This window comes from Streptomyces sp. NPDC060198, from assembly GCF_042728415.1.
Taxonomy (GTDB): domain Bacteria; phylum Actinomycetota; class Actinomycetes; order Streptomycetales; family Streptomycetaceae; genus Streptomyces.
On record NZ_JBHWZJ010000128.1, the window covers coordinates 1 to 18,088 of the forward strand.

Annotated in this window: 19 protein-coding genes and 1 pseudogene; 11 read left to right on the forward strand and 9 right to left on the reverse strand. The window is 71.3% G+C overall.

Annotated features, from left to right (window positions below):
* Window positions 1-96: 96 nt before the first annotated feature.
* A pseudogene (locus tag ACFWEP_RS17635) lies at window positions 97-165 on the reverse strand (peptidase); the annotation flags it as partial.
* Window positions 166-371: 206 nt separating this feature from the next.
* Between ACFWEP_RS17635 and ACFWEP_RS17640 the strand changes: the two are divergent.
* The 3 genes from ACFWEP_RS17640 (at window position 372) to ACFWEP_RS17650 (ending at window position 3,820) form a co-directional block, all read left to right on the forward strand.
* Entirely contained in the window at window positions 372-1,592 is a 1,221-nt protein-coding gene (locus tag ACFWEP_RS17640) for a S1C family serine protease (protein WP_387371197.1), read from the forward strand.
* Window positions 1,593-1,688: 96 nt separating this feature from the next.
* A complete protein-coding gene (locus ACFWEP_RS17645; RefSeq protein WP_387371199.1) occupies window positions 1,689-2,417 on the forward strand; it encodes a response regulator transcription factor in 729 nt (242 codons plus the stop codon).
* Window positions 2,414-3,820 carry a sensor histidine kinase gene (locus ACFWEP_RS17650; protein ID WP_387371201.1) on the forward strand — a complete coding sequence of 469 codons (1,407 nt, stop codon included), beginning with the start codon at window positions 2,414-2,416 and terminating at the stop codon, window positions 3,818-3,820. The genes ACFWEP_RS17645 and ACFWEP_RS17650 overlap by 4 nt, the downstream gene beginning before the upstream one ends.
* Before the next feature lie 148 nt (window positions 3,821-3,968).
* On the opposite strand, the gene ACFWEP_RS17655 is transcribed toward ACFWEP_RS17650, so the two are convergent.
* Together ACFWEP_RS17655 and ACFWEP_RS17660 are read right to left on the reverse strand one after the other, a co-directional pair.
* Window positions 3,969-5,240, reverse strand: coding sequence for a DUF4157 domain-containing protein (locus ACFWEP_RS17655; RefSeq protein ID WP_387371203.1), 1,272 nt, complete (start codon window positions 5,238-5,240; stop codon window positions 3,969-3,971).
* A gap of 355 nt (window positions 5,241-5,595) precedes the next feature.
* The gene (locus ACFWEP_RS17660; protein WP_387371205.1) at window positions 5,596-6,027 is read right to left on the reverse strand and encodes a hypothetical protein; all 432 of its coding nucleotides are present in this window, start codon (window positions 6,025-6,027) and stop codon (window positions 5,596-5,598) included.
* A 12-nt stretch (window positions 6,028-6,039) separates the two neighbouring features.
* Here ACFWEP_RS17660 and ACFWEP_RS17665 point away from each other — a divergent pair, with 12 nt between their 5' ends.
* The gene (locus ACFWEP_RS17665) at window positions 6,040-6,189 is read left to right on the forward strand and encodes a hypothetical protein (RefSeq protein WP_387371207.1); all 150 of its coding nucleotides are present in this window, start codon (window positions 6,040-6,042) and stop codon (window positions 6,187-6,189) included.
* A 138-nt stretch (window positions 6,190-6,327) separates the two neighbouring features.
* Here ACFWEP_RS17665 and ACFWEP_RS17670 read toward each other — a convergent pair whose 3' ends face one another.
* A complete protein-coding gene (locus tag ACFWEP_RS17670; RefSeq protein ID WP_328720827.1) occupies window positions 6,328-6,522 on the reverse strand; it encodes a DUF397 domain-containing protein in 195 nt (64 codons plus the stop codon).
* A 13-nt stretch (window positions 6,523-6,535) separates the two neighbouring features.
* Window positions 6,536-7,387 carry a DUF5753 domain-containing protein gene (locus tag ACFWEP_RS17675; RefSeq protein WP_387371223.1) on the reverse strand — a complete coding sequence of 284 codons (852 nt, stop codon included), beginning with the start codon at window positions 7,385-7,387 and terminating at the stop codon, window positions 6,536-6,538.
* A 251-nt stretch (window positions 7,388-7,638) separates the two neighbouring features.
* Here ACFWEP_RS17675 and ACFWEP_RS17680 point away from each other — a divergent pair, with 251 nt between their 5' ends.
* Window positions 7,639-8,115, forward strand: a complete 477-nt coding sequence (locus ACFWEP_RS17680) for an ATP-binding protein (protein WP_387371209.1) — start codon at window positions 7,639-7,641, stop codon at window positions 8,113-8,115.
* Between the two features lie 60 nt (window positions 8,116-8,175).
* On the opposite strand, the gene ACFWEP_RS17685 is transcribed toward ACFWEP_RS17680, so the two are convergent.
* Entirely contained in the window at window positions 8,176-8,409 is a 234-nt protein-coding gene (locus ACFWEP_RS17685; RefSeq protein ID WP_387371211.1) for a hypothetical protein, read from the reverse strand.
* A gap of 81 nt (window positions 8,410-8,490) precedes the next feature.
* Window positions 8,491-8,868 (reverse strand): hypothetical protein, encoded by a 378-nt coding sequence (locus tag ACFWEP_RS17690; protein WP_387371224.1) that lies wholly within the window; start codon window positions 8,866-8,868, stop codon window positions 8,491-8,493.
* A gap of 143 nt (window positions 8,869-9,011) precedes the next feature.
* On the opposite strand from ACFWEP_RS17690, the gene ACFWEP_RS17695 reads away from it, so the two are divergent.
* Both ACFWEP_RS17695 and ACFWEP_RS17700 read left to right on the forward strand, forming a co-directional pair.
* Window positions 9,012-10,376, forward strand: a complete 1,365-nt coding sequence (locus ACFWEP_RS17695) for a CoA transferase (RefSeq protein WP_387371213.1) — start codon at window positions 9,012-9,014, stop codon at window positions 10,374-10,376.
* 283 nt (window positions 10,377-10,659) lie between these two features.
* Window positions 10,660-11,760 (forward strand): S1 family peptidase, encoded by a 1,101-nt coding sequence (locus ACFWEP_RS17700; protein ID WP_387371214.1) that lies wholly within the window; start codon window positions 10,660-10,662, stop codon window positions 11,758-11,760.
* A 134-nt stretch (window positions 11,761-11,894) separates the two neighbouring features.
* Here the strand turns inward: ACFWEP_RS17700 and ACFWEP_RS17705 are convergent, their stop codons facing one another.
* Window positions 11,895-13,727, reverse strand: coding sequence for a bifunctional metallophosphatase/5'-nucleotidase (locus ACFWEP_RS17705; RefSeq protein WP_387371216.1), 1,833 nt, complete (start codon window positions 13,725-13,727; stop codon window positions 11,895-11,897).
* Between the two features lie 127 nt (window positions 13,728-13,854).
* Complete coding sequence (locus tag ACFWEP_RS17710) at window positions 13,855-14,418, reverse strand: GNAT family N-acetyltransferase (protein WP_387371218.1); 564 nt, start codon at window positions 14,416-14,418, stop codon at window positions 13,855-13,857.
* Between the two features lie 132 nt (window positions 14,419-14,550).
* On the opposite strand from ACFWEP_RS17710, the gene mshD reads away from it, so the two are divergent.
* The 4 genes from mshD (at window position 14,551) to ACFWEP_RS17730 (ending at window position 18,021) form a co-directional block, all read left to right on the forward strand.
* Entirely contained in the window at window positions 14,551-15,474 is a 924-nt protein-coding gene (mshD, locus tag ACFWEP_RS17715; protein WP_387371219.1) for a mycothiol synthase, read from the forward strand.
* Between the two features lie 140 nt (window positions 15,475-15,614).
* Entirely contained in the window at window positions 15,615-16,100 is a 486-nt protein-coding gene (locus ACFWEP_RS17720; protein ID WP_387371220.1) for a GntR family transcriptional regulator, read from the forward strand.
* The gene (locus tag ACFWEP_RS17725) at window positions 16,097-17,014 is read left to right on the forward strand and encodes an ABC transporter ATP-binding protein (RefSeq protein WP_387371221.1); all 918 of its coding nucleotides are present in this window, start codon (window positions 16,097-16,099) and stop codon (window positions 17,012-17,014) included. The genes ACFWEP_RS17720 and ACFWEP_RS17725 overlap by 4 nt, the downstream gene beginning before the upstream one ends.
* Entirely contained in the window at window positions 17,011-18,021 is a 1,011-nt protein-coding gene (locus ACFWEP_RS17730) for an ABC transporter permease subunit (RefSeq protein WP_387371222.1), read from the forward strand. The genes ACFWEP_RS17725 and ACFWEP_RS17730 overlap by 4 nt, the downstream gene beginning before the upstream one ends.
* Window positions 18,022-18,088 lie beyond the last annotated feature (67 nt).

The following is an 18,088-nucleotide window of genomic DNA, read 5'->3' on the forward strand; positions in this document are numbered from 1 at the left end:
TGGGGCACCACGGTTCGTATGAGTTCGGGCGAATTGGGCAGGAGACCACCGTCCCGGCAGTGGCCGAATCCGGTCGCCCCTGGTGGCCGGTGGTGTGAGCTCCCGGTAGAGCTTGAGCAGGTCCATCGAGTCGAACTCGTAGAAGGTGGGGGACCTCGCGGCGTTGCCGTCCGCAGCCGGCCGGGCACACAAAGTCGCCGGCCGGGTGGCGCCGCAGCGCTCCCCGGCGCCACCGGTCCGGCGCCCCTTCGGCCGGGCCCGTGGACCGGCGGGAGGACCGCGGCAGCCCTCGGGACCGGGCCCGCGAGGTTCTGCCCGGCTTCTCAGCGGGGGCTCAGGCTCTTCTCATGTTCCGCGGACACGCTTTCCTCATGACTGAGAGCCCCCGCCCGAGCGGCGAGTACCCGACGTATCCCACGTACGGCAACGACTCGTACGGCACCGAGTCGCACCCCGCACCGCAGCAGCCGGCCGCCGCCGGCGCGTACCCGCCGCCCCCGGCGTACGAGCCGGCCCAGCCCATCGCCGTGGACCCGCAGACCACGGTGTGGCCGAGCGGCGCGGCGGGCGACGCGGGCGGCGGCGGCTTCTCGGACTTCCCCGAGTACGCCGGGTACCCCGCTCCCGCGCCGCTCCCCCAGGAGCCCGCGCGGAAGGTGAAGCGGCCCTACGCGCTGCTCGCGGCGGTCGCCATCGCGGCGGCGGCGATCGGCGGCGGCACCGCCGCCCTGGTCGGCGACCTCTCGGACAACGGCACCGGCGGCACCAGCGCGAGCAGCGTCGTCAGCGGCACCACCGTCTCGGCCGGCAGCGCGGGCACCGTCGCCGGGGTCGCGGCGGCCGTCTCCCCCGCGATCGTCGAGATCGGCGCCACCTCCACCGCGGGCGACTCCACCGGCTCCGGCGTGGTCATCACCTCGGACGGCGAGATCGTCACCAACAACCACGTGATCACCGGCGCCTCCCAGATCAAGGTGACCCTCTCCACCGGCAAGACCTACACCGCGGACGTGGTCGGCACCGACGCGGACAAGGACCTGGCCCTCATCAAGCTGGAGAACGCGAGCGGCCTGAAGACGGCCACCCTCGGCGACTCCTCGAACATCGCGGTCGGCGACCAGGTCGTGGCGATCGGCTCCCCGGAGGGCCTCACCGGAACCGTCACCAGCGGCATCATCTCCGCGCTGGACCGGGACGTCACGGTCGCGAAGGAGGAGAGCGACTCCAGCGGTTCGAGCAGCACCGACGGGTCCGGCGGCTTCGGCGGCTACGGCAGCGAGGGCCAGGGCGGCAGCGGCGAGCAGCAGTGGCCGTTCGAGTTCGGCGGCCAGCAGTTCAACGGCGACACCGGCTCCTCCACCACCACCTACAAGGCTCTGCAGACCGACGCCTCGCTCAACCCGGGCAACTCCGGCGGCGCGCTGATCAACATGAGCGGCCAGATCATCGGCATCAACTCCGCGATGTACTCCCCCAGCTCGTCCAGCAGCACCAGCAGCTCCAGCGCGGGCAGCGTCGGCCTCGGCTTCGCCATCCCCGTCGACACGGTCAAGGCAGACCTGGAGACCCTGCGCTCCGGCGACGGCTCCTGACCACCCGCTGAACCGCCGTTCGGCCCGCCCGGCGTGCGAGGCTGAGACCATCCGCAGCTGTTTCACGCAGCCGAGACGAGAAGAGGACGCCGAGCGATGAGCCCCGCCGAAGACGATCCGCAGCGCATCCTGATCGTCGACGACGAACCCGCCGTACGCGAGGCGCTCCAGCGGAGCCTCGCGTTCGAGGGGTACGCCACCGAGGTCGCCGTCGACGGCTACGACGCTCTGACCAAAGCCGAGGCGTACCACCCCGACCTCATCGTGCTGGACATCCAGATGCCCCGGATGGACGGCCTCACCGCCGCACGCCGCATCCGGGCCACCGGGACCACCACCCCCATCCTCATGCTCACCGCCCGCGACACCGTGGGGGACAGGGTCACCGGCCTCGACGCGGGCGCCGACGACTATCTCGTCAAGCCCTTCGAGCTGGACGAGCTCTTCGCCCGCATCCGCGCCCTGCTGCGCCGCAGTTCCTACGCGGCGGCGGCGAGCGCCGACATCACCGACGACGACGTGCTCTCCTTCGCCGACCTGCGCATGGACCTCGCCACCCGCGAGGTCACCCGGGGCAACCGCCCCGTCGAGCTGACCCGTACCGAGTTCACCCTGCTGGAGATGTTCCTCGCGCACCCGCGCCAGGTCCTCACCCGCGAACAGATCCTCAAGGCCGTCTGGGGCTTCGACTTCGAACCCAGCTCCAACTCCCTGGACGTGTACGTGATGTACCTGCGCCGCAAGACCGAGGCCGGCGGCGAACCCCGCCTCGTGCACACCGTGCGCGGGGTGGGGTACGCCCTGCGTTCCGGCGGCGAGGGGTGAGGCGGCTGGTGCGCCGGCTCCGCACCCTGCCGCTCCGCTCCCGCCTCGCCCTGCTGGTCGCCCTCGCGGTGGCCGTCGCGGTGGCGGCGGTCGCCTTGGCCTGCTGGTTCGTGACCAAGCAGCAGCTGGAACACCGCATGGACGACTCGCTGCGCAGTTCCCGGCTGGACCTCAAGGACGCCCGCACCCTGCTGGACTTCTGCAACTCCGGCGCGCAGTCCGGAATGCCGCCGTTCCTCGGCAACGTCTCCGTACAGATCATCGACTCCGACGGCACCGTCTGCAGCTCCGACGACTCCTCCGAGCTGCCGGTCACCGCGGCCGACAGAGCGGTGGCCGAGGGCCGGCAGCGCGACGCCCTGCACACCGAGACCGCCGAGAACGGCGTACGGATGCGGGTCTTCACCTACCGCCTCCTGCCCCCCTCCGACGCCGCCGCCACCATCGGCCGCCCGATGAGCGAGGTCGACGACCCACTCTCCGCCCTCGCCTGGCTACTCCTCGCCGTCTCCGGGATCGGCGTCGTCGCCGCCGGGGCGGCCGGTATGTGGATCGCGCGGTCCGGGCTGCGCCCGGTGGACGAACTGACCCTGGCCGTCGAGCACGTCGCCCGCACCGAGGACCTGACCGTCCGCATCCCGGTGGAGGGCGAGGACGAGATCGCCCGGCTGTCACGCTCCTTCAACTCGATGACCGCATCCCTCGCGACCTCCCGCGACCGCCAGTCCCAGCTGATCGCCGACGCCGGGCACGAACTGCGCACCCCGCTGACCTCGCTCCGCACCAACATCGAGCTGCTGGCCCGCAGCGAGGAGACCGGCCGGGCCATCCCGCCGGACGACCGGAAGGCCCTGATGGCCTCGGTCACCGCCCAGATGACGGAGCTGGCCGCGCTCATCGGCGACCTCCAGGAACTCGCCCGCCCGGACGCCGCCCAGCCCGGCCCGCTGGAGGTGGTGGGCCTGCACGACATCACCCGTACCGCCCTGCAACGCGCCCGGCTGCGCGGCCCCGAGCTGACCATCACCGCCGAGCTGGCCCCCTGGTACGTACGCGGCGAACCGGCCGCGCTCCAGCGGGCGATCGTCAACATCCTGGACAACGCGGTGAAGTTCAGCCCGGCGCACGGCACCATCGAGGTCACCCTGAACCGGGGCGAGTTGAAGGTACGCGACCACGGCCCCGGCATCCCCGCCGACGACCTCCCGCACGTCTTCGAGCGCTTCTGGCGCTCACCCTCCGCGCGCCAACTCCCCGGCTCCGGACTCGGGTTGTCGATCGTCGCCCGCTCCGTCCAGCAGTCCGGCGGCGAGGTGTCCCTGCACCCGGCGGCGGACGGCATCGGCACGGAGGCGGTCGTCCGGCTGCCGGGGGCGCCCACGCCGCCGCCGGAGATCGGCTGAGGGGCGGGGGACGGCGGGGCGGCCGTGCGGCACGCGGAAGCGATTGCCCCGGGGGGCCCGGTTCCTCCTGGGGTCCAGGCCCTCTCCGGCGCTCACGCGTGAGTGGGTTCCCGCCGGATCAGCGGACGGCCCCGGCCCCCCGAGCGCGTCAGGTGAGGCCGAGACCGGGCTCCCCGAAGTCCGGCATCGGGAGTCGCGGAGCTACGGAGGGGCTCGGGGGCGTGGCGGGGCGGGCGGAAGAGGAGCCTCTTCTCCGGCGCGGCTGGTTCTGCCCCGCATGCAAGGAGACGGCGGAGGACATACCGACCGATTCCTCCGCCCTGAATCGCTCCAGTTTCACGGCGTCCTCCACGATGACGTGCGTGGCGGTGACGATGATTCCGATGTAGGACAGGCCCTGCACCGCGGCGCCCACCGCGGAGGCGATGGTCTTCTTGTCCGGTTCGAGGACTTGGCTGACGCCATACGTGACCGCTCCGGCCAGGTTCATGGCGCCGAACAGGATGCGACAAGCGCTGGGCAGGTCCTTTCCTTGCCGGAGCCTGTGGCACCCCCGGATGATCTCGCCCAGCCCCACCGCGCCGTTCAGCGCGACCCCGCTCGCGTAGACCTTGGTGCCCTTCTCCGCCATCGCGTTGCCGATCGCCTGGACGATGAGCGGAACGGACTCGGGAATCACGTTGGCGGCCAGCTTGAGCAAGCGTTTCGTCGACTCGTTCTCGCCTGCTCGCGCTCCCCCGCCTTCTTCGTCGCGCGCGGGTGCCCGCTGGACCGACGGTCCGGCGTGCCCGGGCACGGGCGCCGTTCGCTCGCCGCCGACATGCTCACCGGTACCCGGAGTCCGCGCTGGCACCTTCGCAAGGAGGTGGGCCCAGGACTCCGCCTCGTTCTCGTGCCGGTCGCCCGGCGAGGAGAGGCGCAGACCGGTGCCGTTGTCGGTACCGGCGACCTGGCCGCGCTGCTGCTGCCAGGTGTGGGTCAGCTCGTGCAGCAGGGTGTGTTCGTCCATGCCCTGCTCACCGGCGACGATGTGGCGGCCCGACGTGTAGGCACGGGCCCCGAGTTCGGCCGCCGAGCGGTGCGCCTCGGGGCCACTGTGCACCCGTACGTCGCTGAGGTCCGCGCCCAGACCCTGTTCGGCCTTGGCGCGGATGCGCGGGTCGACCGGGGTGCCGGGCGTCCGGAGCGCGTCGAGCACCGACGACCGCTGCACCGGTGTGCCGTGGTGGCATCCGGCGCCATGCTCGTGTTCCTCTCCCAGCAGCCGGGTCACCGCGGCGTTGCCCGCGAGGCGCTGGAGGTTGAGCACCGACGCGGCGGTCGTGGCGGTGGGTGCGGTGCCCGGCCCGGCGCGGCGGAGCTGCGGGCGCGGCGATGGGGTCCGAGCGGACTTCTCGGACGGCGTCTCGTACGAATGCACCAGGGTCCCTGACTCTCGTCTGGTCGCGGGCGACGGCGCGTTCGGCCGTCGCTGTCCCGGGAGGGGAGGCGACGGGCCCGCTCCGGCACCGACCGGACCGTACGGACGAGCCGGGCGACCGCGCGGCACCACGCGTCCTGGACGCGTCCTGGGTCGCGCGCACCACCCCGCCCCGTGGAGAGCCGCGCCGTGGCCACGTCGGCTCCGTGCCACCGGTTCGATCCCGGCTCTCCACGGTCGACGTTAGGGACGCCCGACTCCTCCGGTGTGCGGCCTTGATGCACCCCTGACGAGTCGGTCCGCAACGTTGACGCGCCCCTGACGTGCCCCGGGGCTCTGTCGGCAGGGGGAAGATTCAGAACCGGTCGCGGAGGTCGAGGTCGTCGGGCATCCGGAGGAACAACTCCACACCCTGACAACGCGAGCCGAGCCCCTCGGACCGGGCTGCGAAGACGTCCGCCTCGCCCCAGGGGCGTAAGTTCCACTCGCTCCAGAAGTCGCCGTGCCGGAGGGTGAACCCGCACGCCTCACCCCGGTGGAGCGCGGCGAGCGCCCCGATGCAGCCGCCACCCTCGTCCCAGCGCCGGGCCTGTACCTCTTCACCGGGCGGGAGACGCGCGACGATGGCGCGCACCTGTCCCTGGACCCAACGGACGGCTTCGAGCGGGGTGTTGCTGGTGGAGTGTGCCGCGTCCACGATCTCGTCGTCTTCGACCGCGTGATAGGTGACCCGCTCGCAGCGGAAGAGGTTCGGGGGCGTTGCGGTCGGCGGGAGCGAGTCGTGCACGGGGTGGCCTCCTTGTTCAGCGCCGAGGACGCCCCCGCCCGCAACCGGCGTGACGAGCCGCAGAGCAGGGGCGCACGGGCCCACCTCCCCCAACAGGCGCAGATGTTCGAGGAGTTGACCACCGCACGGGCGGCAGTCGAGCGTTACGAAGCTAGCGCCTGACGCGCTTCCGTATCAAGAGTTTGACGTCTAACGAGTGAACCTAATAGCTCTACACATGTAGTACGAAAATCGAAAGCGGCCCTCACCTGCGCCGGTGAGGGCCGCCCGAAGCGCGTACCGCGATGAGACCGGAGACGCTCACGCCAGGTCGTCGAATTCGCCTTCCTTGACGCCACCCAGGAAGGCCCGGAGCTTGACGCGCGTCGTCCGGACGACCACGTCCGGGTTGTCGCTCTCGCGCAGCAGGATCTCACCGTCGTACTCGGCCAGCTCCAGGCAGTTGTTGCCCTCGGGGGCAGACGACTTGGAGGACTTGCGCCACTGAATTTCCATGGTTCTCACGCCTTCACACTTGTTGTGCGACCTTTCGAATGAAGTCCCTGGACTCCCCTCGGCCGAGCGACAGCTCCTCCACTCGGTCCAGTGCGGCCCGATAGTTGACGAGGCGGGTCTCGGCATCCAGGAATGCAGGTCCGGTCGCCGTATCCATCTGCACGGTATCCAGCTGTGGAACCGGGCCGTAGACATATTGCGTCGCGCTGCCGGTCTCCGGGAAGCCGCCGGCAGCGAAGGGAACCACCCTGACCACGACGTTCTCCCGCTCCGACTCCCTGAGCAGATGGTCGAGCTGCCCGCGAGCCACCCGGGAGTTACCGAACACCATCCGGAGCGCGGTTTCGTGGATCAGGAACGTACACACGGGCGCGTCGACCCGGTCGAGGACGTCTCGGCGCCTCAATCGATGCGAAATCAGCCGACGCCGACGAGCCGGGATCAGCTGCGGCACCGCCTGATCGAACACGGCGTTGGCGTAATCCTCGTTCTGCAGCAGTCCCGGCTGGTAGATCACCTGCATGGACCGAATACCGACCGCGTGATGCTCCAGTTCCGCCAGATCCAACGCTCCACTGGTGAACTCACCCCGATACTCCTCCCACCAGCCCTTGACCCGCTCCTCCGCCATAGCGGCCAAGGCCTCCACGTAGGCCGAGTCGGGGCACCCGTAGCCGCCGGCCCACGTTCGCACCCGATCCGCACTCACCCCGAAGCGCCCGGATTCCGTGTTGCTGATGGCGGTGCGGTCCGTACCGAGCAGGGTCGCCGCCTCGGCCAGGGCGAGTCCCGCATGCTGGCGCATCTTGCGCAGCTCGATCCCCACGCGGCACTGCCGGGCCGTGGGCGCCTTTCTCGGTGGCATCACGCTCTCCTCTGGTCGGCTCACAGTCTCGCTGGCGGCCTCACCGTAATCCATTCGGTCACTTAATGAGCCGATGAAGGTGCACAAGTGAGACCCCGCGCTAATGTCTCCTCACAGCACCGGCAAGCAGGTCGAAGAGCCCGAAGTGCAGCCGTACACACACGCCTTGAGGGCGTACCAGATTACGGCCATCGCCACGGCTCCCTCCCGGTGCCAGGCACCACTGACCCGACCGCGACGGGAGTACGCACATGACCACCACCACCCCGGCCCCCGCACCGCCCGACCCGCTCGGCGGCGAGCGTTACCGGCTCACGCTGCCGAACACCGCGTCGGCAGCTCGTATCGCGAGGGCGTTCGTCGCGTCGCTGCTGGGACGGGAGCAGCACGGCGAACTCGTGGACGACGCGAAGCTCTGCGTCACGGAGTTGGTCACCAACGCGTACCGGCACACCAGTTCGTCACTGGTTCGAGTGCATGTGGCGGTGAACCGGAAGCGGGTCACCGTCTCCGTCGCGGACTTCGACCCACTCGCTGTCCAGGCGCTCGCCGCCCGGCACCCCGGGCCCGACCGACCATGCGGACGCGGCCTGTTGATCGTGGAGAGCCTGGCGCTGGCCTGGGGCACCACGTCGTTGGACGACCGGCTGCCCGGCCACAAGGCGGTGTGGTTCACCCTCGGGCGGTCCGGGCGGGCGCGCGTACCGGATCCGGCCGGGCGGGCGTGAATCCCGGTCGTCCGAAGGCGTCACCGGGATCGGCGGGCGGGTGCGGGCCACTGCCCGCGTTCAGTCGCTCGGTCCGCCGCTTCCGGAGCGGCCCTTCGTGGCGTTGACCAGCGCCACCATGCCGCCCACGGCAGGGCCGACGCACCCCGCGACCACGAACGCCAGGGAAACATCCAGATCCGCACCCGGGTACACGGCCGGCAACGCCCCGACCACCGCCACCTGGGCGACCACGTAGGCCGTCACCTTGCGCCGCACGCTCCACGCGCGCGCACCTGCCAGACCTGCCCGCACCGCCGCCCCCTCCGCTCCCAGCCGCAGCCGTGCTCGGCACCGTACTCCCGCCCAGGACGGCGCGGGCACCGGCCCGGAGCGTCAGATACCCGGCCCGTCGCCCGGGTTCGCCGGATGCTCGGGCGTCCACCACTCCAGGAGCCCTGCGACCCCGAGCGCGAGGGCGGCCACCGCGACGAGGGCGGGGGCCCAGGGCCGGTGCGTCCACCGCCGGGTCAGCGCCCAGGCCAGAGCGGGTACGAGCGCCCCGCCGAGCACGATGAGCGGAAGGTCGACGTAGAGCACGCTCAGATCGCGGGCATGGCCCTCCAGCCCGCCGTCGACGCTGATGGCCGCCTTCGGCGCCCATGCGAGCGGTGCGACCGCCGCGCCGAGGCCGGCGAGCAGACAGCCGAGGCCCCCCTTGGCCTGCTGCCCGGCGGGCTCGCGGGCGTCCGCAGGATTCTCCTCGTGTTCCATGCCCACCAAGGACGTGAACCGTGTGACCTGCGGTTCCTGGGCCGTGTCTGACGGGAGCCGACACCCCGTGCCGTCCGGCAGGCTCAACGACGTTCGGCTTTCCGTCCCTTGGGATCGCCTGCCCCCTCTCACATAATGATCCGATGACGCACACCGAGGACGCCGCGACCACATACGCCTGGACCGCCCTGGGAGGCCGGAGCGATCTGCTGGAAGGGGTGTCCTACGCCGGGGCCGGTGCCGTCCTGCCGTCCCGGCTGCCGGTACGGGAGCTCGCCCGCGCCAGTGTGGGAGCCGCCTCACTCGCGGCGGCGGAACTCCTCGCGCTCCGCAACGGGGTTCCGGTCCCGGCGGTACGGGTGGACGAGGGCGCGGTGGCCACCGCGTTCATCAGCGAACGCCACCTCACGGTCGACGGCGAGACGCCCACCTCCTTCGCCCCGTTGTCCCGGTTCTGGCCGACGGCCGACGGATGGGTACGCACCCACGCCAACTACCCGCACCACCGCACCCGTCTGCTCCACGCGCTCGGTCTCCCGGACTCCGGGAACGACGAGGACCTCGTGGAGCCGGTCGCGAAGGAACTGGCCTCACGCACGGCGGTGGAGATCCAGGAGACCGTCTACGCGGCGGGCGGCCTCGCCGTGGCAGTGGCCTGCGAACCCGCCCCGGCCGGCCTGCCGTTGGCCGAGTCGGCGCGCATCGGCGAGGCCGGCCACCCCCGGCCTCTGGCGCCCGCGTCCCTCCCGGCCGACGGGGTACGGGTGCTGGACCTCACCCGCACCATCTCCGGCCCCGTCGCGACCCGCACCCTGGCCCTGCTCGGCGCCGACGTGCTGCGGGTGGACGCCCCCTGGCTCCGGGAGGACCCGGACGCGCACGCCGACACCGGTCCGGGCAAGCGCTCCACGCTGCTGGACCTCGCGGCCCCCGCCGGCGCGCGGGCCTTCGAAGAGCTCCTCCGGGAGGCGGACGTCGTGGTCACCGGCTACCGCCCCGGCTCGCTGGACCGGCTCGGTCTCGGCCCCGACGCGCTCCTCGCCCGGCGCCCCGGCCTGATCGTCGCCCAGCTCTCCGCCTGGGGCTGGTCCGGCCCCTGGGCGGAGCGGCGCGGCTTCGACAGCCTGGTCCAGGCCGGTACGGGTATCGCCTCCATCGAGGCGGCGGACGACGGCCGGCCCGGCGCGCTGCCCGCACAGGCGCTGGACCACGCCACCGGCTACCTGCTCGCCGCCGCCGTCCTGCGCGCGCTGGGCGAGCGTAGGACCGAGGGAGGCGGACGCCGTCTCCGCTTCTCCCTGGCGGGCACGGCGTCCTGGCTGCTGCACGGCATCGACGCCGTCCCCGCCGAAGGCCACGGCTACGACCCCGCCCCCTGGCTCACCGCGACCCCGTCCCCCTACGGACTGCTCTCCCACGCCCTGCCCCCGATCCACTACGAGGGCGCCCCGGGAAACTGGAAGCAGGCCCCGACCCGGTGGGGCAGCGACCTGCCGCGGTGGGCCTGAGGCACACCGGTCGGCCCCGGTCCGGACGCCGCACCGGCCACCGCAGGTGGGCTCCGGCTGAGGGCTGTCCCGCAACTCCTGGCCGGTGCGCGCCGAATGGTGGGAGAGCCCTCAGCCACCAGCCACGCGGGGCCCTGTTCTCCGACAAAGGGTCCGAATCGTCCGGAACCGGCGATGCATCGGAATTCAAAATTCCGTGGTGAGAATTTCATGTCGGACTGTTGCACTCTTTCCCACACCCGCCGACAGAAAGCCGGCGGAAAACGGGAGGACACAGTTTTCCATGCACATCACCAAGCTCGGCGCCATCAAATTCGCGACTCTTGTCTTATTCGTCGCCGGCGTGTCGGTCGGGACGCCGAGTGCGCAGGCCCAGACGCCGGTCCCCGGGACGGGCCGCGATGTCGCGGTGGCCGGCGGCCCGAGTGGAAAAGTCACCCAGGCGCTCGTCGAAGAATTGAGTGACTCGCGTACCGCCGGCCTGTATCTGGACCCCGGCACGAAGCGCATCGTCGTCAACGTGACCGACGGCGAAAGCGCGGAAGCGGTCGCGGAAGCCGGCGCCACCCCGCGGCGCGTCGCCTACGACACCGCCTACCTGAACTCGATCAAGGAGCTGCTCGACCAGACGTTCCGGACTCCCGGCACCATGTGGGGCGTCGACGTGACGCTGAACCAGGTCGTCGTCAGGGCGGACAGCACCGTCAGCGACGCTGATTTCCAGACGCTGAGCGCATTCATCCAGCCCTACGGAGACGCCGCGAAGATCGACCGCGTCACGGGCGAAAACGAGGAAACCGCGTCGTCCTCCATCAACGGCGGCGACTTTATCAGCAACGGGTACCACTACTGCTCGTACGGCTTCAGCGTACGGAGCAAGACGGACTCCAACGACATCTCCTTCCTCACCGCGGGCCACTGCACCACGTCTCCGGGAACCGACTGGACCAAGTCCGACGGGACTTACATCGGGTACACCACCGGCCACAATTACTCGAACGGGAATGACTTCGGCCTGATACGGGCCTACAACAGGGACGACGTCACCTACTACGGGAATGTGACGGCCGCGGGGGGCGTGGCTCAGGACATCAGCTACTCGCGCGACAGCGTCATCCTCGAAGATGTCTGCGCAAGCGGTTACAACAGCAAGTACGCGTGTGGCCCCATGCGCCAGAAAAACCAAACCATCAACTACAGCGACCACCAGGTCACCGGTATGGACGTGGCCGAGATCTGCCGCGCCGGCGGGGACAGCGGTGGCCCCCTCTTCTTCGGCACCGCCGCGCTCGGCATCCTCTCGGGCCGGAACACCGGCTCGTGCCTGAGCTACTACCAGCCCGTCAACGAGGCTCTCGCCTGGTACGGCGTAGAGGTCTTCTGACCGCTCACGTCTGCCGGGCTCTCTCGGGCCGCCACTCCACGAGCCTCCCGAGCACGATGAGCGGAAGCACGTCGTGGAGCGCGAAGGGGCGGTGCGCCGTTTCCGGCCCACCGCCCCCTCACCGTCCGCGTGGACTACTGCACGATCGTGATGCGGTCCGTGGCCGGCGGGGCCAGCGGGGCGGCGGCCGTGGAGTGGGCCGCCAGGTAGGCGTTGAACAGGTCCAGGTCGGACGGGCCGACCAGCTTGTTCGTACCGAGGGCGAGGGCCGGGAAGCCGTCGCCGCCGCCCGCGAGGAACTCGTTCATCGCGACGCGGTAGGTCTTCGCCGGGTCGATCGCCTCACCGTTCAGCTTGATGCTGCTCGCGGAGACGCGGGCGGCGCCGGCCTTCGTCAGGTCGAGCGTGTAGGTGAGGCCCTTCGAGACCTGAAGAATCTTCGGGCTGGCCTCGTTGAGGCCGCTGACCTGCTGCTGGAGCGCGGCGATCAGGTTGGCGCCGGACAGGTCGACCACGTTCATCATGTTGGTGAACGGCTGCACGGTGAAGGACTCGCCGTACGTCACCACCCCGTCGCCCTCGCCGCCGGAGTTGGCGTACACGAGGTCGGCACGGATGCCGCCCGGGTTCATGAAGGCGACCTGTGCGCCGCCCTGGTCGGCGGGGGCCAGGCCCTCCGCCTGCGCGTCGGCGATCAGGTTACCGAGGGGCTTCTCCAGGGCGGTGGAGCCGCGTCCGTTGATGTCGGCGGAGATGTACCCCTGCGGGCGGCTCGCGATCGGGGCGGCCAGCGCGTTCCAGCGGGCGATGAGCGCGGTCATGTCCGAGGCCTTGGCCTGGTCACGGGTGACGACGTGGTTCGCCGACTTCACCGACGTGCGCACGATGTCGTCGGTGCGGCGGTCGTAGGTGAGAGTCGTGTCCGTGTAGAGCTTGCCGAAGGACGCGGCCGAGGTGACCATGCGCGGCTTGCCCGCCGGGTCCGGGATGGTGCAGACGTACGCGGTGTGGGTGTGGCCGGTGACCAGGGCGTCGACCTTCGGGGAGATGCCCTTGGCGATGTCCACGATCGGACCGGAGACGCCCGCGCCGGCGCCCGGACTGTCGCAGTCGTAGTTGTACGCACCGGAGGCCGGGGCCCCGCCCTCGTGGATCAGCGCGACGATCGACTTGACGCCCTGGCGGTCCAGCTCCTTGGCGTACTTGTTGACCGTCTCGATCTCGTCGTGGAACTGGAGTCCCTTGACGCCGTTGGCCGTGACGATGTTCGGCGTGCCCTCCAGGGTCACCCCGATGAAGCCGATCTTGACGCCGTTCTTCTTCCACACCCAGTACGGCTTGAGGACCGGCTTGCCGGTCTTCTCGCTGGTGACGTTGGCGGAGAGGTAGGGGAAGTCCGCGCCCTGGAACTTCTTGCCCTTCTCGTAGCAGCCGTCGACCGGGTGGCAGCCGCCCTTCTGGAGGCGGGTCAGCTCGTCGATGCCCTCGTCGAACTCGTGGTTGCCGACCGTCGTGACGTCCAGGTCCAGGCCGTTGAGCGCCTCGATCGTGGGCTCGTCGTGGAAGAGCCCGGAGAGCAGCGGGCTCGCGCCCACCATGTCGCCGCCGGCCGCCGTGACGGAGTACGGGTGCCCCTGGCGCGCGGTGCGCAGCGAGGAGGCGAGGTACTCGACGCCACCGGCGGTCACCGACTTCGTGGTGCCGTCCGCCTGGATCTCGGAGACCGTGCCGGACGAGCCCGTCGGCGGCTCCAGGTTGCCGTGCAGGTCGTTGAAGGAGAGCAGCTGCACGTCGACCGTGCTGGGCTGCTTGCCGTGACCGTGGCCGGAGCTGCTGCCGTGGCCGTGGCTGCCCCCACGGTCGTGGGCGCCGGCCGGCAGCGCGGCGAGCGCGCTCACCGTGGCCACACCGACCGCCAGGGCGAGCAGCCGCCGGGTGGCTCGGTTCTTCTTCGGAGTCGCTGACATCGGTCCCCTTGTGAGTGTTCAGCGTGCGGTACGTGGTGTTGACATGTCTGAGTCGTGCGTGCGGAAGCCTAGGGTCAACGCGCGTAGCGCGACAGGCTTTCGGGGTTACGAGCTGGTTGCCATCCCGTCAGAAACGCGTCTCCGCGGACGAATTCCGCGCTTCCTGCTTCCACTCCTCGGCGAGGAGTCCGAGCAGCACCTCGTCGACGCACTCGCCCAGCACCCAGGCCGACGCGCGCAGCACGCCCTCGCGGACGAAGCCGTTGCGCTCGGCGGCGCGCACCATCGCGGGGTTGTCCGCCAGCGTCTCGATCTGGAGCCTCCGCAGGCCGCGCACCACGAAGCCGTAGTGGCAGAGGGTCGCGACGACGTCGCTGCCGAACCCCTTGCCGCGGGCGGAGGGCAACAGGCGCAGCCCCACGTGCGCGGTCCGGTTGTGGGTGTCGATGCCCCAGAGCGACGCCGCACCGATCAGCGCGTCACCGTCCAGTTCGACCACGGAGAACGGGACCTGCGTCTGGTCCCCGTCGTCCAGCACGAGCCGCGAGTCCGCCGAACCGGGCACGGCCGGCCGCCACGGCGCGCCGCTCGACCGCGAGGATTCGGCCACGTCGTCGTAGAGCCCGGCCCGCAGGGTCGGAATGTCGTCCTCGTGCCGGCCCCTGAGGCCGACCTTGCCACCCCTCAACATGCGAGCTTCCTACCCGACCCCGTCGGGCGCGGCAATCGGAATACCCGGAATACGGCGACACCGCTCCCGGCGCTCTCTCCGCCGCCCGGCCGTACCGCCACCCGGCGGGCCGCCCGCCGTACGCTCGTCCGTATGACGACTGACGTACCGCTCCCCGCACCCGGCCGCGAGATCCAGACACTGGACGTGCTCGCACCCGTCCAGGCCGACGCCGTACTCGACCTGCTCGCCGAGGCCGCCCGGGCGGACGGCCGGCAGGCGGTCTCCGAACAGGGACGGCTCTACCTCCGGGGCGGCCATCGGACCGGCGTACGCCACCTGCTGCTGACCAGCGGCGGCGTACTGGCCGGGTACGCGCAACTGGAGGACACCGACCCCGTGGAGGCCCCGGCCGCCGAACTCGTCGTCCTCCCCGAACAGCGCGGCCACGGCCACGGCCGGGCGCTGGGCGCCGCTCTGCTCGCCGCCAGCGGCAAGCGTCTGCGGGTGTGGGCGCACGGCGGCGGCCCGGCCGCCCGCCACCTCTCGCAGGTGCTCGGGCTCAGCCTCTTCCGCGAACTGCGCCAGCTCCGCCGCCCGCTGGTCCCGCTCGACATCCCGGAACCGGTGCTGCCGGAGGGCGTCACCGTACGCACCTTCGTCCCCGGCCAGGACGACGCCGCCTGGCTCGCCGTGAACAGCGCCGCCTTCGCCCACCACCCGGAGCAGGGCGGCCTCACCCAGCGGGACCTGGACGACCGCAAGGCAGAGTCCTGGTTCGACCCGAAGGGCTTCTTCCTGGCCGAGCGCGACGGCGAGCTCGTCGGCTTCCACTGGACGAAGGTGCACGCCGAGGAGCACCTCGGCGAGGTGTACGTGGTCGGCATCCGGCCCGACGCCCAGGGCGGCGGCCTCGGCAAGGCGCTCACCGCCGTGGGCCTGCGCCACCTCGCCGCCGAGGGGCTGCCCGACGCGATGCTCTACGTGGACGCGGACAACGTGGCTGCCGTGACGGTGTACGAGCGGATGGGCTTCACCACGCACGAGGTCGACCTGATGTACCGCACGGAGTCGTAGGTCCCCTCCTCGGCCGGTCCGTACCCCAGATACACATTGGTTCTCCAGAACATCAACCACCCCAGGGGCGGCGTCACTTGACGCCGCCCCTTCTTTGCCCCACCCTTTCACTACTCAACTAGTGAAAGGGTGTTGACCGCATGGCAGAGTCCGCAGCGGTCGAGTTCCGCATCGACCGGCGCAGCGGTGTCGCCACCTACATGCAGATCGTCCAGCAGACGAAACAGGCGCTGCGCCTGGGAGTTCTGCGGCCCGGCGACCGGCTGCCCACCGCGCGCGAGGTCGTCGAGGCCACCGCGATCAACCCGAACACCGTGCTCAAGGCCTACCGCGAGCTGGAGCGCGAGGGACTGGCCGAAGGCCGCCGCGGCCTCGGCACCTTCGTCCGGCGCACCCTCGGCGGCGCGGCCCACGAGAACCCGGACTCCTCGCTCCGCACCGAACTCGCCGACTGGGTCGGCCGGGCGCGCGCCGCAGGCCTGGAACGGGACGACATGACAGCCCTCTTCACGGCAGCACTGGACGGTGCGCCCACGGGGGGCGGCACGTCGGGGGTGAGCGGCGGGCCGGCGCCGCACGGCACGTCACGGACGAACAGCGCACACGAGGGGGAAACGAACGCATGACAGTCGCCGCGATCGAGGCCGACGGCCTCGGCACGACGTACCGGCGCGGGAAGGACGCATGGGCCCTGCGCCACTGCTCCTTCCGGCTGCCCGCCGGGCGGATATCCGCCCTCGTCGGCCCCAACGGGGCCGGAAAGTCCACCCTGCTCGCCCTCGCCGCCGGGGTGCTCCGCCCCGCCGAGGGGACCCTGCGGGTGCTCGGCACCTCACCGGCCGAAGCCCGCGCCCGCATCGGGTACGTGGCCCAGGAGAAGCCGCTCTACGGACAGCTGACCGTGGCACAGACCCTGCTGACCGGCGCGGAACTCAACCCCGGCAGCTGGGACGCGGAGACCGCCGGGCGGTTCACCGGGGACCTGCCGCGCACCGCGCGGGTCCGTACCCTCTCCGGCGGATCCCGCACCCGGCTCGCCCTGGCCCTCGCCCTCGGCAAGCGGCCCGAACTCCTCCTGCTGGACGAGCCGATGGCCGATCTCGACCCGCTGGTCCGCCACCGGCTGATGGGGTTGCTGATGGCCGAGGCCGCCGAGCACGGCACCACCATCGTCATGTCCTCGCACATCCTCACCGAGCTTGAGGGTGCCTGCGACCACCTCCTGCTCGTCGACGGAGGCCGGGTCCGGCTCGCCGGGGACACCGAGGAGATCCTCGCCGCACACGCCGTACTCACCGGGCAGGCCGCCGACCTCGCCCCGCACACGGTGGTCGAATCCCGCGCCACCGGCCGCCAACTCACCGCGCTGGTGAGGCCGAAGGGTCCGGTGGACCAGAAGGCCTGGCAGGTCACCACCCCGTCCCTGGAGGAACTGCTGCTCGCCCACCTCCGGTCCCCCGACGCCCCTCCGCTGACGATCGCCGACCCCGGTCAGGACAGTGCCCGCCACGAGGAATCCCGGACGGTGACCGCACCATGAGCACCCTCGCCCCGCCCCGCCCGGCCGTCCGCGCCACCGCCTCCACCGGTCTGCGCGGCCCCGCCCGGCTCGTCGTCCGCCAGCACCTGCGCGCGTTCCAGCTGCTGATCCTCCTCACCGTGCTCATCGTCGCCGGCCTGGTGGCCGTCACAATGTGGGTCGGCCACGACGCCGCCGCCTTCGCCCGCACCGGCTGCCAGGTGGGCAGCAACAGCCCGACCCACGCCTGCGCGCAGTCCGTACGCGACTACATGGACAGCCAGCTGCGCCTCAGCACCGCCCGGAACTGGATCCAGCTGCTCCTGGTCCTCCTGCCCGCCGTGTACGGGGCGTTCATGGCGGGCCCCGCGATCGGACGCGAACTGGAGAGCGGCACCCACCGCCTCGCCTGGACCCAGTCCGTATCGCCCGCCCGCTGGCTCACCGCGAAGCTGGCCGTCCCCGCGACGGCAGTCGTGGCGGTGACCCTCGTGCTGACCGCCGCCCACGCCTGGGCCTCGGGACAGGCCGAGCAGTACACCGACGAGTGGTACATGGACGGGCTGCGGCCCACGAGCGGTGTGCTGCCCCTCACGTACGCGCTCTTCGCCCTGGCCGTCGGCACCCTCGCCGGCCTGCTGCTCCGGAACACCCTCCGCTCCATGGCCGTGGCACTGGTGGTCCAGGGAATCTCGGTGTACGGGTTCGGCAAGGTACGGCCCCACCTGTGGCCGGTCGTGACGGCCACCTACTCGTCCCGCATCGACGACTTCCACCCGGGCCGGTGGGTGGTCGACTCCGGCTACCTCACCAGCACCGGCGAGCGCCTGCCCTTCAGCACCTGCGCCGACAGCAGCGAGGTCGGCGACACGTGCCTGAACGCACTCGGCATCACCGGCCGCTACGTGGACTACCACCCGGAGTCCCACCACTGGCCGCTCCAGCTCGTCGAGACCGGCATCCTGCTCGCGGTCGCGGCCCTGGCCGTCTACGCCTCCTACCGGCTGCTGCGCCGCCTGCACGCCTGACCCGGCCCCGCAACCCCCGCACCACCACGGCCGCGCCGTCCGGACTCCACGAGGGGGGAGCCCGGAC

What these genes read in the sequence shown, in the direction of transcription:
- ACFWEP_RS17640 (WP_387371197.1), top strand. Translation starts at nt 372, where the DNA reads ATGACTGAGAGCCCCCGCCCGAGCGGCGAGTACCCGACGTATCCCACG.
- ACFWEP_RS17645 (WP_387371199.1), top strand. Translation starts at nt 1,689, where the DNA reads ATGAGCCCCGCCGAAGACGATCCGCAGCGCATCCTGATCGTCGACGAC.
- ACFWEP_RS17670 (WP_328720827.1), bottom strand. Translation starts at nt 6,522, where the DNA reads ATGGAAATTCAGTGGCGCAAGTCCTCCAAGTCGTCTGCCCCCGAGGGC.
- ACFWEP_RS17675 (WP_387371223.1), bottom strand. Translation starts at nt 7,387, where the DNA reads ATGCCACCGAGAAAGGCGCCCACGGCCCGGCAGTGCCGCGTGGGGATC.
- ACFWEP_RS17680 (WP_387371209.1), top strand. Translation starts at nt 7,639, where the DNA reads ATGACCACCACCACCCCGGCCCCCGCACCGCCCGACCCGCTCGGCGGC.
- ACFWEP_RS17690 (WP_387371224.1), bottom strand. Translation starts at nt 8,868, where the DNA reads ATGGAACACGAGGAGAATCCTGCGGACGCCCGCGAGCCCGCCGGGCAG.
- ACFWEP_RS17695 (WP_387371213.1), top strand. Translation starts at nt 9,012, where the DNA reads ATGACGCACACCGAGGACGCCGCGACCACATACGCCTGGACCGCCCTG.
- ACFWEP_RS17700 (WP_387371214.1), top strand. Translation starts at nt 10,660, where the DNA reads ATGCACATCACCAAGCTCGGCGCCATCAAATTCGCGACTCTTGTCTTA.
- ACFWEP_RS17705 (WP_387371216.1), bottom strand. Translation starts at nt 13,727, where the DNA reads ATGTCAGCGACTCCGAAGAAGAACCGAGCCACCCGGCGGCTGCTCGCC.
- ACFWEP_RS17710 (WP_387371218.1), bottom strand. Translation starts at nt 14,418, where the DNA reads ATGTTGAGGGGTGGCAAGGTCGGCCTCAGGGGCCGGCACGAGGACGAC.
- mshD (WP_387371219.1), top strand. Translation starts at nt 14,551, where the DNA reads ATGACGACTGACGTACCGCTCCCCGCACCCGGCCGCGAGATCCAGACA.
- ACFWEP_RS17720 (WP_387371220.1), top strand. Translation starts at nt 15,615, where the DNA reads ATGGCAGAGTCCGCAGCGGTCGAGTTCCGCATCGACCGGCGCAGCGGT.
- ACFWEP_RS17725 (WP_387371221.1), top strand. Translation starts at nt 16,097, where the DNA reads ATGACAGTCGCCGCGATCGAGGCCGACGGCCTCGGCACGACGTACCGG.
- ACFWEP_RS17730 (WP_387371222.1), top strand. Translation starts at nt 17,011, where the DNA reads ATGAGCACCCTCGCCCCGCCCCGCCCGGCCGTCCGCGCCACCGCCTCC.